Source organism: uncultured Winogradskyella sp., from assembly GCF_947498005.1.
Taxonomy (GTDB): Bacteria; Bacteroidota; Bacteroidia; order Flavobacteriales; family Flavobacteriaceae; genus Winogradskyella.
The window spans coordinates 608,239-621,355 of the sequence record NZ_CANMIW010000001.1; the positions used below are offsets into that span (position 1 = coordinate 608,239).

At 31.0% G+C, this 13,117-nt stretch carries 10 protein-coding genes; 5 read left to right on the forward strand and 5 right to left on the reverse strand.

The annotated features are described in order from the left end of the window. The first annotated feature begins 133 nt into the window (after positions 1–133). A complete protein-coding gene (locus Q0891_RS02660; protein WP_299098517.1) occupies positions 134–847 on the forward strand; it encodes a DUF4412 domain-containing protein in 714 nt (237 codons plus the stop codon). On the opposite strand, the gene Q0891_RS02665 is transcribed toward Q0891_RS02660, so the two are convergent. Further along, entirely contained in the window at positions 827–2,800 is a 1,974-nt protein-coding gene (locus Q0891_RS02665) for a tetratricopeptide repeat protein (RefSeq protein ID WP_299098518.1), read from the reverse strand. The genes Q0891_RS02660 and Q0891_RS02665 overlap by 21 nt on opposite strands. Before the next feature lie 3 nt (positions 2,801–2,803). Next, positions 2,804–3,538, reverse strand: coding sequence for a LytTR family DNA-binding domain-containing protein (locus tag Q0891_RS02670; RefSeq protein WP_299098519.1), 735 nt, complete (start codon positions 3,536–3,538; stop codon positions 2,804–2,806). An 819-nt stretch (positions 3,539–4,357) separates the two neighbouring features. Here Q0891_RS02670 and Q0891_RS02675 point away from each other — a divergent pair. Together Q0891_RS02675 and Q0891_RS02680 are read left to right on the forward strand one after the other, a co-directional pair. After that, positions 4,358–5,632, forward strand: coding sequence for a ribonucleotide-diphosphate reductase subunit beta (locus Q0891_RS02675; protein WP_299098520.1), 1,275 nt, complete (start codon positions 4,358–4,360; stop codon positions 5,630–5,632). Positions 5,633–5,635: 3 nt separating this feature from the next. Next, positions 5,636–7,432: a ribonucleoside-diphosphate reductase subunit alpha gene (locus Q0891_RS02680; protein ID WP_299098521.1), complete on the forward strand. Its 1,797-nt coding sequence runs from the start codon at positions 5,636–5,638 to the stop codon at positions 7,430–7,432. 176 nt (positions 7,433–7,608) lie between these two features. On the opposite strand, the gene Q0891_RS02685 is transcribed toward Q0891_RS02680, so the two are convergent. Next, positions 7,609–8,331 (reverse strand): DUF6503 family protein, encoded by a 723-nt coding sequence (locus Q0891_RS02685; protein WP_299098522.1) that lies wholly within the window; start codon positions 8,329–8,331, stop codon positions 7,609–7,611. A 78-nt stretch (positions 8,332–8,409) separates the two neighbouring features. Between Q0891_RS02685 and Q0891_RS02690 the strand changes: the two genes are divergently transcribed. Together Q0891_RS02690 and Q0891_RS02695 are read left to right on the forward strand one after the other, a co-directional pair. Further along, entirely contained in the window at positions 8,410–8,913 is a 504-nt protein-coding gene (locus Q0891_RS02690; RefSeq protein ID WP_299098523.1) for a zinc ribbon domain-containing protein, read from the forward strand. 18 nt (positions 8,914–8,931) lie between these two features. Beyond that, the gene (locus tag Q0891_RS02695; protein ID WP_299098524.1) at positions 8,932–9,684 is read left to right on the forward strand and encodes a type II CAAX endopeptidase family protein; all 753 of its coding nucleotides are present in this window, start codon (positions 8,932–8,934) and stop codon (positions 9,682–9,684) included. A gap of 102 nt (positions 9,685–9,786) precedes the next feature. Here Q0891_RS02695 and Q0891_RS02700 read toward each other — a convergent pair whose 3' ends face one another. Continuing rightward, positions 9,787–10,638, reverse strand: a complete 852-nt coding sequence (locus Q0891_RS02700) for an OmpA family protein (protein ID WP_299098525.1) — start codon at positions 10,636–10,638, stop codon at positions 9,787–9,789. A gap of 148 nt (positions 10,639–10,786) precedes the next feature. Beyond that, on the reverse strand, positions 10,787–13,060 hold the full coding sequence (locus tag Q0891_RS02705) for an inorganic phosphate transporter (protein ID WP_299098526.1): 2,274 nt from the start codon (positions 13,058–13,060) through the stop codon (positions 10,787–10,789). Positions 13,061–13,117: the final 57 nt, after the last annotated feature.

Below are 13,117 nucleotides of genomic sequence, written 5' to 3' on the forward strand. Positions count from 1 at the left end.
TAATTTGTTCTTTTAATAAGAGTGGTAAATTTATCTTCCGATTATACAATATTGGCCTCTGTTTATACATAAACTTCTGATATATAGATTTTAATTGTTAATTTCAGAGTAATTAATCTAAAAAATAAACCTAGTGAAAACTTCAATTATTTCTAAAAACTTACTATTTATATTTTGTTTATTAACGCTTCAAACTGCCTTCTCTCAAATTGGTAAAGCAAGTAAAGTAGAACTTCCAGATTCATATGAATTTGATTATATCTACAAATTAAAAATGACCCATAAAAAAGGCGATATTACTTTTGATTATTATCTTAATGAAGATGAATCTTATTTTGGTTTTAACAGCGAAGAAATGTCTAAATCTGGTTCAGACTCAGAGATTTTTATGGTAATGGATTCTGATCTACAAATTACAGCAATGTTTATGGAAATGATGGGAAAAAAGGTAGTACAAAAGACTAAATTAAAAGCATCAGATATTAGCTCTAATGATGATATGTCTGATTATTCATTTACTGAAATAGATTCTAAAACTATCAATGGCTATGAATGTGAAGGCTACGTTACAGAGAATGATAAAATGAAAATTACATTTTACATTACGGATGATGTTCCTGTAAGTCTGAGTAGCGCATTTGCTTCTAATTCTAAAAACTTACCAAAAGGGCTTGATGCAGACATTATGAAAAAGTACACAGAAAATGGGTTAATGATGGAAATGATTTATGAAGACAAAAAGAAATCTAAAAACAACATGACAATGGAGTGCGTTGGCTTAGAAGAAACAGACTTTTCTATTGATACTACCAAATATGGTTCTATGTTAAGCGCTTTTGGAGGTTAGTTTGTGAATATTTTCCTTTAATTTTTTTGTAGGTATTTGCAGTGTTATTTTAGTACCACATGGTAGATTATTCTCATATAAATCTTCAATTTTTAGAGTGTATGAGTTTTCAAAAGATTCAGAGAAGTTTGATAATCGCGCCTTTGTTATGTCAATACCTACAGAGTCTCGTTGTAGTTTCTTTTGTTTTTTTATTTTCTGTGATGCAGCTCTACCAATACCATTATCAATAATTTCAACATTAATGAAATCTGAAGACGTTTTACTAACATTTAGTTCTATTTTCTTATTACTGTCTTTAGAAGATAAGCCATGCCATAGGGAATTTTCTAAAAAAGGTTGAAGAACTAAAGAAGGGATTTTAGTGATTTCAGTGTTTATAGAAGGATCTACATTAATTTTAAAATCTATTTCATTAGAAAAACGGATGTTCTCTATGTTCATATAAAGTTTCATAGTTTCAAGTTCATCATTAAGCGATGTTTCTTTTTCTTTTGAAGCCATTAAAATCTTTCTAATGAGTTTAGAGAATTTGTTGAGGTAATAAACAGCGTTTTCTTTTTCGTTATTAATAATGTAAAGCTTTATGGAATTGAGCGAATTAAAAATGAAATGAGGATTCATTTGACTTCTCAACATATCTTGCTCTAAAGTTAAAATATGTTTATCGCGTTTTAAAGCCTTGGTCCTGTTCATGATATATAAAATGGTTCCTATAATGACCAAAAGTAGAGAAGTAAATAATAGTATATTTTTATTACGCTCTAATCGAAGTCTAACCGATTCGTTTTCTAAAGCCAAAGCTTTAATTTGATTATTCTTGTTTACATTTTCATATTCTACAGCAATGTCGTTAACGTATTGTAAGTTTTGCTCGGTTAAGATGGTGTTTTCAATGTCTACGGCCTGATGATAGTAATCTAAAGCAACTTCGTAATTTTTATATTCCTCATTAATTTTAGACAGCATTTTGCTAGCTTCGGCAACTGAGGATCTAAGATTATAAGAACTAGCAATATTTAGTGCTTTCTTTAAGTTTTTTTCCGATGTTTCATAGTTCTTTAAATTATATTGTAATGTACCTAAATTGAGATACGAAGATGCAATATAGAACTGGTCATCTAGGTTTAAGGCTTTATCAAGAGCTGTTCTTATAATTGGTTCTGCTTCATCGTATTTTTTTTGTTTTAAGTAAATGGCACCAAGGCTATTGAAACAAATTACACGTCCTATTTCAGAGTCTATAGCATTATTGTATTCTAATGATTTTTGATAATTAGTCAAAGCACCTTCTAGGTTGCCTTTTGCTTCCTCTGCATATCCTATGTTGTGGTAGTTAATGGCAAGTCCTAATTTGTTATTGCCATCCTTTTCAATTTTTAGAGACTTTTTAAATTGGGTAATGGCTAAATCAAATTGCTTCAATGCCATATATATATTACCAATACTATTTTGTGATACAGCAATACTCCGTTTTACAGTCTGTGAAGGGCTTTCAACAGAATAGGCGGTTTTTAGAGCTTCAGTGTGGTAATCTAGTGCTGGTTTAATAATATCCATTCTTCGGTAAGCAACACCAATCATATTAAGGCTAATGATTTTTAATTCTATGCTTTTAGCAGAATCTGCATATATTTTAGCTTTTTGATGGTATCGTATAGACGAGTCGTAATTAGAAATATTTCTATTAACAATACCAAGAGCATTTAGCGCATAACATGAGGCCTCGTAATTACGATTCTTTGCAGAAACTGCGAGTAGATGTTTCATTTTTAAACTGTCTTGTTCAAACGGCTTTAATATTGAATCTAATTGAGAATATTGAGTGGGATGATTTTTGTTTACAAATGATAGTGAGTTTTCAAATGATAATTGCTGTGCACTACTATTTAAGCTGATAAGTAAGATAATTAAACAGAGACAAAATACTTGCTTTGGGTACAAAGATTTCATAGGTTAGAGTTTTTCTAAAAAATCTGATTTTCGTTGACGTGCTACAGGAATTTTTTGATCACTATCCATAATAACATAGCCTTCGTTTTTTATAAATGCCTTAATCTTATTCAAATTAATAATATAGGAGTTATGAATCCTGAAGAAATAGTGCTCAGGTAAAATAGCATCTACCTCTTTAAGTTTTTTGGTAACTACAATTTTTTTTTGATTCTGTAAAAATAATGTGCTGTAGTTGCCGTCTGATTCTATGTAGACTATATCATCAACATCTAAAAAAAGCAATTTACCATCTGTGTTTATTGTAATCCGTTTTTTGTCGTGTTGAGAATTAAAATTTGTGAGCATTCGCTCTAATTTATTAGAGTTAATGCTGCGCTCGTTGTGTTTTTTAATTTTATAGATGCTCTCTCTTAAGTCGTCAGAATCAATAGGCTTTAAAAGGTAATCTATGGCTTCGTGCTTTAAAGCTTTAATAGCATACTCATCATAAGCAGTAGTAATAATTACGGCAAAATCGGAGTGATTTATTTGTTCTAAAAATTGAAACCCACCAATAGTTGGCATTTGCACATCTAAGAACAAGCAGTCTGGAGTATTAGAGTTTAAAAACTTTAGGGCTTCATCTGGGTTTGAAAAAGAAGCCATAATTTCAACTTCTTGTTTAAAATTACTAAGCTCCCAAATTAAACTTTGGATAGCCTTAGGTTCATCGTCTACAATTACTGCTTTTAACATGTGGTGCATTTATTTCATATAAATATATGTATATAATAAATATTTTGAGTGTAAAGATGTGTGCAATGCATCGTTTTGTGTATAGAATGCTAAATATTTAATTCGGATTAATAGGTAAAACCATTTATACATTATTTTTTACCATTTATACATTAGAATCGTGATTATAAGCATATTATAATGATATTTGAGTTATGAAACCGAATGCATATAAGCACAATGAGGGTTTTGCTTTTTCGGATTCAAGCTATTAATTTGATAAAATTACGATTTAGAAAATCTGATTTTTCATTTCAGTGTTAATTATTGTAATCAATTTGTGAAAAAATTGATGCGCATTAATTTAAAGTTAGTTATTAGGGGAAAAAGAGCACTTAAACAGTGCTCTTTTTTGTTTGTAATTTTAACATTATTTTATAAGTATCACCACTAATAAACTTCACTGCTAGGCCTAGTTTTAACACGATAAAACCTACATTTTTTTAAATTTAAAAATTATTTTAAATTACTGTAAATCAATTGGTTAACCAGTTTTTATGCAGAATGTACGTTTTATGGGCGATACAAGAGTTTGTTAAAAACTTGTTGAAAACGTTTATAACATACCCTTTCTTTTTTAACAACAAATGTCAATCTTTGTTCAGGACAAAATATTATCATTCATTCTAATTTTTTTCGATCTAGAAACTGAATTTTATACAAACGTTGTCTCAGTTATTCCTTGTTAGGGAAAAATAAAACACATTTTACGGATTTATTAATATGGTTTTGAACGGTTAAAATCGTTCTAATGACTGTTAGGCTTTAAACTAAAAATTTATGGAAATTACGCAGATTATAAAAAGGGATTATGAAACAAGTCCGTTTGTTTTAAATAAGATTTCTAATGCTATTGAAAAGGCAATGATGTCCGTTGGTAATGGATCAAAAGAAGATGCGAATAAAATTTCTGTAAATGTTTTACAAACGCTTTTAGAAAGAAAAGGTTTAGACCATAATTACTTGCCTACTGTAGAAGAAGTACAAGATCTTGTAGAAGAAAAGTTAATGGTTAGTTCTTTTCCAGGTGTTGCTAAGGCATACATACTGTATAGAGATGAACAAGCTAGAAGCAGAAAAACAAATATTTTTGAAAAACGTATTAATTTAAAGCCTTACGAATATCCTGCTTTAAATGAATATGTTGATGCGATAAGACACTCATATTGGATTCATTCTGAATTTAACTTCACAAGTGATATTCAAGATTTTAAAACAAGATTAACTGTTGTAGAACAGAATGCTATTAAAAATACAATGCTTGCAATTTCGCAGATTGAAGTTGCAGTAAAATCTTTTTGGGGAGAGATTTATAATAAAATGCCTAAGCCAGAAATTGGAGCAGTAGGTGCAACATTTGCAGAGAGTGAAGTACGTCACCATGATGCTTATTCGCACTTATTAGAAATATTAGGTCTTAACAATGAATTTAAGCACTTAAAGAAAAAGCCAGTAATAATGAGACGTGTTCATTATTTAGAAACGGCTTTAAAAAACGCTAAAAGTGAAGATAATAAGGAGTATGCAGAATCAATTTTATTGTTTTCTCTTTTTATTGAGCATGTGTCTTTATTCTCTCAATTTTTAATTATTATGGCTTTTAATAAGCATAAAAACATGCTTAAAGGAGTTTCTAATGTTGTAGAAGCAACTTCAAAAGAAGAGCAAATTCATGGTGATTTTGGTATTGACATTATAAGAATTATTAAAGAAGAAAACCCAACGTGGTTTGATGCAGAGCACAGTGCTTTAGTAAGAGAACTTTGTGAGGAAGCATTTAAATCTGAAAGTAAACTTGTGGATTGGATTTTTGAAGCAGGTGAATTAGAATTTTTACCAAAAGATGTGATTAATGAATTTATTAAAAATAGATTCAATAATTCATTAGAAAGTATTGGCATTGAAAAAGTATTTGATGTAAACGATACACTATTAGAGCAAACCGAATGGTTTGATGACGAAATTATAGGAACGAAACATGGAGATTTCTTCGTGAAACGTTCTATCAACTATAGCAAAAGAACAAAAAGTATAACTAGCGACGACCTATTTTAAATTATGAACGACCACATTAATCCAGACCTTGAACTAAAAGCAAATTTAGAAACTACAAAAACCTCAAATCACGATGAATTATTAAAAGCCAGAAAAGAAGCTATAAAAGAAGCAAAGTCAGAGCCAGAAATTAAATGGTTAACAGACCATAGTCGTCAATTCTTAGCATCTGGTTACCTTACTGAAGACACAACACCTGAAGAGCGAATTAGAGAAATTGCTAATAACGCAGAAAAGATTTTAGGTATTGACGGTTTTGCAGATAAGTTTTATGGCTATATGGCAGAAGGTTATTATTCATTAGCATCGCCAGTTTGGTCTAACTTTGGTAAAAAGAGAGGTTTGCCAATTAGTTGTTTTGGTTCGCATATATCTGATGATATGGGTGATATTCTTTACACACAATCTGAAGTAGGTATGATGTCTAAACTAGGAGGTGGTACTTCTGGTTATTTTGGTAAACTTCGTCATAGAGGTGCACCAGTAAAAAATAATGGAGAGTCTTCTGGAGCTGTACATATTATGCAATTGTTTGAAAAAATGGTTGATGTAGTAAGTCAAGGTTCTGTAAGAAGAGGTCGTTTTTCTCCATATTTACCAATTGAGCACAATGATATCCATGAGTTTTTAGAAATAGGAACAGAAGGGAATCCAATTCAAGAGTTAACGCATGGTGTTACTGTAGGTAACGAGTGGATGCAAGAAATGATTGATGGTGATACAGATAAGCGTGCTATTTGGGCCAAAGTATTACAACGTAGAGGCGAAATAGGATATCCTTATATTTTCTTTAAGGATAATGCTAACAATAATGCTCCAGAAGTATACCGAGAAAATAAACATGAAATTTACGCAAGTAATTTATGTTCTGAAATAATGTTGCCAACCAACGAAAGATGGTCTTTTGTATGTGTGTTATCGTCTATAAACTTATTACATTATGATAAGTGGAAAGATACTGACGCAGTAGAAACTATGGTTTATTTCCTAGATGCTGTTTTAGAAGAATTTATCACTAAGCTAGAGGTTTATAGAGATTCTGCAGATAGAGATGACAGACAGACGTTTATGTTTATGGAGAAGGCTTACAATTTCGCAAAAGAAAATAGAGCTTTAGGATTAGGCGCTTTAGGATGGCACTCATTATTACAATCTAAAATGGTTGGTTTTGATAGCAAGGAAGCTTTTGATTTAAATAGTGAAATATTTAAAACAATTAAAACAAAATCGGTTAAGGCTTCAGAAGAATTAGCAAAGTTATTTGGTGAGCCAGAAGTCTTAAAAGGTTACGGAAGACGTAATACCACTTTAAATGCTGTAGCACCAACAACATCTTCAGCTTTTATTCTAGGTCAAGTATCACAAGGTATTGAGCCAATATGGTCTAATAGTTATGTAAAAGATATTGCTAAAATTAAAACAACGATTAAGAATCCTTTTTTAACAGCTTTATTAGAAGAAAAAGGAATGAATACATCAGAAATTTGGAGAAGCATTAGAGATTACGATGGTTCAGTACAGCACTTAGAAGGTCTTACAGATCACGAGAAGGATGTGTTTAAAACCTACTCAGAAATAGATCAAATGACTATTATCTATCAAGCTGCTAATAGACAAAATCATATTGACCAAGCACAGTCATTAAACATTATGGTGCATCCAGATATGCCTGTAAAGGATATTAATAAGCTTTATGTTACTGCATGGCAATTAGGTGTAAAATCATTGTACTACCAACATAGTATGAATGCTGCACAGAAGTTTAAGCAAAAGAAGGAATGTACTAGCTGTGAAGGGTAATTAAAACTCTAATACAAGTAAAACTAAATAGGAAAAAGCATCTCAAAATTGAGGTGCTTTTTTAATTTAAATAAAGGTCTGTCATTCTGAACTTGTTTCTGAATCTAATAGTCATGGATACATAAGATGCTAAAATAAATTCAGCAAGTCAAAACTATTAAAGTTCTAAATAATCTTTAATCTTCAATCAAACTATCAGTCCCCAAATACTTGTCCCCTTTATTATAATACCATGCTCTTACTTTAGGCATTTTAATATCATTTACCATAGCTTCTTCAGATAGTAGAATATACTCTCCAGAATCTGGTTTTTCGTTTCCGTTATCATCAGTTTTAAAAAACTGATAGATTTCCATAGCATACGTTATAGGATCAAAATAAAAATACCAAACATCACTACCAACAGCTTCATCGTAAGTAACTTTTAATACTAAATAGTCTTTTCCTTTAAAAGTTTTATTTTCAACTTTATCGCTAAGATTGGTGCCAGGATCATTCAGTTTCATTGGTAAGCCATATAGATAAGTGTAGTAGTTTTTATAAAGTAAAGCTCTATCACAAGACATCTTTTTTTCTTTAGCAGCTATACTATCTAATAACATGCCGTTATAGTACATTGCACACTTTTTCTTCGTTAGAGTATAGGTTGTAGTAACTGTGTCTCTTGTAGCTTCTACTTCAAAATATTCATCAGGTAAATTAATAGAAATATGACTTGTACGTTTTGCAGAATTTGGTGTCGTCATCTCTACTGTGAACTTATCATTAAATGATTGCCAGTTACCGTTTGGATCGTGGTAGTCAATAGCTTTTTCTAATACGTTTTTGGCAGAAACGTTCTGAGCCATAGCTATTAGTGAAGTAAAACATAGAAATGCAACGAGAATAGTTTTAATCATAACGAGTATTTATTGGATGTTTACTAAAGTAGATACTTTTTTTCTATATTGTTGAAATAATTCCCCAAATAAGCTTAGATGGAAGAACCTATACTTACAGAAGTTAAGAATTTAGAGTGTTCTAAATGCAACACACTTATGATTGCTGAAACTGTTTTTTGCCCAGAATGTGGCTTCCCAGAACATGGTACAGAAAAAGATGTAGCTCAGTTTCATGCTAGAAATATCATGAAAAAAAGCAATGAATTAGATGCTGATAAAAAAATTAAATCGGCGAGAAATGTGTTGTACATCATCGCTGGAGTTACCATGCTATTTGGCTTTATTTTCTTTTTTACAGATCAAGATGCCTCTGTACTTGTAACTAACGTAGTTTTAGGTATTATTTATCTTCTTTTAGGATCTTGGACGTCCAAAAAACCTTTGGTGGCCATTTTATTAGGATTACTTTTATATTTAACCACCATTATTATTTCAACAATTATTGATCCTGCAACTATTATAAAAGGTATAATTTTTAAAATTTTAATAATTGCTTATTTGGGTAAAGGTGTATATTCTGCCTCATCTATAAGGAAGTAAATTAATAGCTGTATCTAAATGACTTTTAGTTGTAAAAAATGTCAAGTAACTTTTGAGAATGAGATAAAATTTTGCCCAAATTGTGGTGTAGAAATAAAGAAATCTATCATAGAAAATAGAGCAGGAACGTTAAATCTTATTATAGTTTTCTACGTTGTATTTTTAGTTTTTATAGCTCTGAGTTACTACGTGAATTCTGAGATAGAGCAAAGTCTTAGTTCGGAACTTACTACTGAAGGTATATTCGCTTTATTAGTTTTGGGCTTTGCAGTGTTTGATTTTAAAGTCATTTTAAAGCTTTATAAATTACCTGTTATAAATTGGAGAATAATAATATTCACTATTATATTCCCCATCTTTTCTGCCTTCTCAGTGTATTACACATTTGAGTTTTTAAACACGTATTTTTTTGAAGCTATAGATGAAAATTATTATGAAACCTATGTTTATTTAAATTATCCATTATTTTGGTCCATAATATTTATAGCCATTTTGCCTCCAATATTTGAAGAACTAGCCTTTAGAGGTTTCTTGTTTAATCAACTACAAAAGATAGTCAGTGAAAGAATTACAATAATTGCGACAGCTTTTATATTTGCATTAGTTCATTTTTCGTTTATAAGTTTGTTATGGATTTTTCCATTTGGTCTTGTTTTGGGCTATTTAAGGAGTAAGTACAACACATTGTGGTATGGTATTGTAATTCACTTTATCCATAATTTAATTGTGCTGTTGCTAGATTATTATATGTATACAACGCTTACTTTATAGCGTTATAAACGTTTCAAAACAAAAAAAGCATCCAATGCCGATTTGTTCGGGAGGATGCTTTTTTAGTAAGTTTAAATCAACTTATATTTTATAAACAATGTCTTATTTTTCTTCCATCATTGCAAAGAACTTGTCAATGTTTGGCATTAAAATAATACGTGTTCTTCTGTTTTTAGCTCTATTAGACCAAGTATCATTTTCTACTAGAGGTTGGTAACTACTACGACCAGAAGCGATTAATTGCTCAGGAGCAACGTTAAACTGGTTTTGTAATTTTTTTACAACTGAAGTTGCACGTAAAACACTTAATTCCCAGTTATCTGAAATCTTCTCTGTGTTGATTGATCTAGAATCTGTATGACCCTCTACCATGACGTCTAAGCTTGGCTCTGAGTTAATAACGTCTGCTAACTTCTTTAAGATTTTATCAGCTTTGTTACCTACTCTGTAACTTGCAGTGCTAAATAACATATCATCATCAATAGAAATCATTACTACAGTTTCGTTAATATCAACAACGATGTCTTCATCTTCGTTAAGATCATTGGTGTTCATTGCCTTACTTAAATTGTACTGAATCGCTAAATTCATTGAATCTTTTAAAGTTTTAGCTCCAGCTAATTTTTCAGGACTAACATTTAATAATGTAGCACGCATTTTCTCTTTGCTTGCTCCAGATGCTACAGTACCATCCTTAGAAACTTGAAATTTAGATTTGTTTTCTAAAGTTAAGCCTTCTACATCACTATTTAAAGATTGAATCTTAGAGTTGTATTGGTTAACACGTGCCTCTATAATTGCAAATTTATTTTCTAATTCTTCTTTTTCTACTCGAGTTTTAGTTAGTTCACTAACTGTTTCTCCATGTTCTTGCTCTAAAGCTAAGAACTTTTTCTTAGATACACATGAACTTAATAAAACTGCTGTTACTAATAAGATTGAAATTTTTTTCATTATTTTAATTTTGGTTTAAATTTAGTTTTATAGTTCTATATACGATAGGTTGATTGTTTTGGACGTTGAAAGACAAAAAAAATTAACATTTGGTCAAATAAAAAGCCCAATACGCTAATATTGGGCTGTTTATTGTATCCTTATATTTTTATTCTTCTTGGTCGTTAGCTAGTTTGGCTGGTTCTACAGAACTGTCATGGGCGCCAAAGTATTCTTCAAGCAGATTCATTGTTGCAGTTAAAAGATCTTTAGTCTCTAACAATAAGCTAAAATATAGCGTTGTGTTTTTAGGACTAGACTCTTCACTTCGTGTACGCTCAACTTGTTTTTGAATCTTTTCTTTAACTAAACCATAGACATCAGAGCGTTCTGCTAAAACTGCACCAATTTGTTCAAATGAACGAGATTCAAAAGCGACTTGAGTTTTAGTAAATAAAGCTTCCATACGAGCATCTAACTCTTTTAACTCCTTAATTTGACTAAACTTTAATTTTTTGTGGTTATTGTTAACATGCTTATGACTTACTTTAGATATGTAATCTAATGACTGCGTCATATCTTGTAAATAACCTAATATATTGATGTAGAAATTACTTGCTGATAAACTTGGCTCTTCAAGATTCTTAATAAAATAAAAGATATGATCTCTTAAGTCATCAATTTCATTTGAAAGCTTATCTATCTGTTTTCTATTTTTCTTTAATAATTTTAAATCTTGAACTGCAAGACCGTTAATTGCCGAAGTATATATTTTGTTTCCTCGTCTTACAACACTAGCAATATTAGTAGCACTCTCTTGGATAACACCTTGAGTAGAACTGCTTTCAGCTTTTTCTAACTGATCTTCTACCTTCATTACCTTAGACTTCTGAATGTGCGCCATGTAGCTACGTATTAATAAAAGCACAGCTAATACTAATAAACCAACTAAAGCGTAACCTTGACCGTAATATAGAATGTAAGCCATTATCGCAGCAGCTACAAAAGCACTAAATGCTGTAAAAAACCAACCGCCAATTACATTTAAAACACCAGCAACTCTATACACAGCACTTTCACTGCCCCAAGCTCTATCTGCTAAAGAGGTACCCATGGCAACCATAAAAGTAACATAGGTTGTAGATAATGGTAATTTCATTGAAGTCGCTATAGAAATCAAGACACTGGCAACCATTAAATTTACGGCAGCTCTCACTAAATCAAAAGCCGGAATATCTTGTTCCTTAACAATCACTTTAGGTTTTATAAATTGCTGATCTGACCAAACTTTATATTTATTTGGTAGCACTGCGTTAAGACTTTCTGAGATACCCATTGAAAATCTAACGATACTTCGAGATAGGAAATTTGGTTCAAAACGTTCTTTTACATCATCTTGTCTTGATAAATCTACTGAGGTTTTTACAACAGCTTTTGCCTTACTAGAAAACCAAAGTGTTAATACCATTATGAGTCCGGCAATTAATAAAAGATAGGGTTGTGTTTGTACAGGTTCGCCTAAAGCGGTCATTACATATTCAGTTGGTTGAGCACCACTTGCAGACCATGCTTCGTAAGAGTTAAAAGCGGCAATAGGAACACCAATAAAATTAACTAAATCGTTACCTGCAAAAGCCACTGCTAATGCAAAAGTACCTACGACTATAATTACCGTATATATATTGGTTTTACTATACTTTATAAGTAAATATGATACTGCAGTAAGAACTAAAAAGCTGATGCCAATTAAAGCTATTGGATTTGTAGAAATTAATGACTTTATATCGTCATTCATAAAGCTTGCATTCTTAATCCCTTTAATAAGTATAAAATACAAAATTGAAGAGGTTGCAATACCACTAAAAATTGCACCATACCAAGATGGTTTTTCTTGAAATTTAAAGGATAACAACAATCTAGAAGCATATTGAATAATGGCTCCAACGGAGAATGCTACAACAACGGACAGCAGTATTCCTAATATAATTTGAATCGCTTTGTCGTTATTGATATAAATTGATAAGTCAGTTATAGACTGTTCGCTATCAGCATAAATTTTAATTAAAGCGACAGCAACGGAAGCTCCTAATAATTCAAATACAATAGAAACTGTAGTGGAAGTAGGCATTCCGAGTGTGTTGAAAAAATCAAGAAGTAATATGTCTGTTAACATTACAGCCATAAAAATGACCATAATCTCATTGAACATAAATTCGCCAGGATTAAATATGCCTTTTCTGGCCACTTCCATCATTCCACTAGAGGTCATTGCACCTACAGCAACACCAATACTAGCGACAATCATTATGGTTTTAAATGAAACAGCTTTAGATCCTATTGCAGAATTTAAAAAGTTAACAGCGTCATTACTTACACCAACTACTAAATCTGCTATGGCTAAAAAAGCCAATGCAGCAAGCATATAGACATATAGGTTTTCCATTTAAAAGGATGCTAAAAATTGAACGCAAAGTACCGTTTTTATCTCTAAAATAATGTT

Bases quoted from the DNA above. Each gene is read 5' to 3' on its own strand.
- Q0891_RS02665 (WP_299098518.1), bottom strand. From the start codon at position 2,800: ATGAAATCTTTGTACCCAAAGCAAGTATTTTGTCTCTGTTTAATTATC.
- Q0891_RS02670 (WP_299098519.1), bottom strand. From the start codon at position 3,538: ATGTTAAAAGCAGTAATTGTAGACGATGAACCTAAGGCTATCCAAAGT.
- Q0891_RS02675 (WP_299098520.1), top strand. From the start codon at position 4,358: ATGGAAATTACGCAGATTATAAAAAGGGATTATGAAACAAGTCCGTTT.
- Q0891_RS02680 (WP_299098521.1), top strand. From the start codon at position 5,636: ATGAACGACCACATTAATCCAGACCTTGAACTAAAAGCAAATTTAGAA.
- Q0891_RS02685 (WP_299098522.1), bottom strand. From the start codon at position 8,331: ATGATTAAAACTATTCTCGTTGCATTTCTATGTTTTACTTCACTAATA.
- Q0891_RS02690 (WP_299098523.1), top strand. From the start codon at position 8,410: ATGGAAGAACCTATACTTACAGAAGTTAAGAATTTAGAGTGTTCTAAA.
- Q0891_RS02695 (WP_299098524.1), top strand. From the start codon at position 8,932: ATGACTTTTAGTTGTAAAAAATGTCAAGTAACTTTTGAGAATGAGATA.
- Q0891_RS02700 (WP_299098525.1), bottom strand. From the start codon at position 10,638: ATGAAAAAAATTTCAATCTTATTAGTAACAGCAGTTTTATTAAGTTCA.
- Q0891_RS02705 (WP_299098526.1), bottom strand. From the start codon at position 13,060: ATGGAAAACCTATATGTCTATATGCTTGCTGCATTGGCTTTTTTAGCC.